Origin of the sequence: Peptoniphilus sp. HMSC075B08, assembly GCF_001815405.1 — a bacterium.
GTDB classification, from domain to species: Bacteria; Bacillota; Clostridia; order Tissierellales; family Peptoniphilaceae; genus Peptoniphilus_A; species Peptoniphilus_A harei.
This window is the reverse complement of the sequence record NZ_KV820445.1, coordinates 1-659: the sequence shown is the minus strand read 5'-3', so window position 1 is coordinate 659 and position 659 is coordinate 1. Positions and strand designations below refer to the sequence as shown.

Genomic DNA, 659 nt, shown 5'->3' with positions numbered 1-659 from the left:
TGGGCAGCAGTAGCAGCCTTATTCGCATCATGGGTTGGAGGATCAGCTAACATGGCAGCAATGCAAGCAGCCCTTCCAGTAGACGCAGGAGCCTACTCATGTGCCCTTGCACTAGACACAGTTTGTTACTCACTATGGATTGCCCTACTACTTTTAGCAGTAAGATATGCACCAAAGTGGAACAAGATAACAAAAGCAGACACAACAAAACTACAAGCAGTAGCAGATGCTGCAGCAGCAGAAGTTGCAAAAGGCAAAAAAACTGCAGACTCAGCAGATTGGATTTTCTTAATTGGTTTATCGCTAATAGTTTCAGCCCTATCACAATTTGTCGGAGCAAAACTATCAGATACACTAACAAATGCAGGCTTAGCAGTATTTGATAAGGGAACAATAACAACCCTATTCGTAACAGTACTAGGACTAATTTGTGCATTGACAAAAATTGGTAAACTTCCAGCAGTAGAAGAATTATCCAACGTCTACCTATACGCTGTAGTGTCCCTACTAGCATCAACAGCATCAGTAGTAGACCTAATCTCTGCACCAATGTGGGTAGTATATGGACTATTTATCTTAGTAATCCACGTAGTATTGATGTTCCTACTATCAAAAATTTTCCACTGGGACCTTTGCATGGTATCAACAGCATCCCTTGC

Annotated in this window: 1 protein-coding gene; it reads left to right on the top strand. The window is 41.7% G+C overall.

Going from position 1 to position 659, the window contains the following annotated elements:
- Window positions 1–659: DUF819 family protein (locus tag HMPREF3023_RS03605; RefSeq protein WP_144019624.1), on the top strand; the 659-nt coding region annotated here is incomplete at both ends.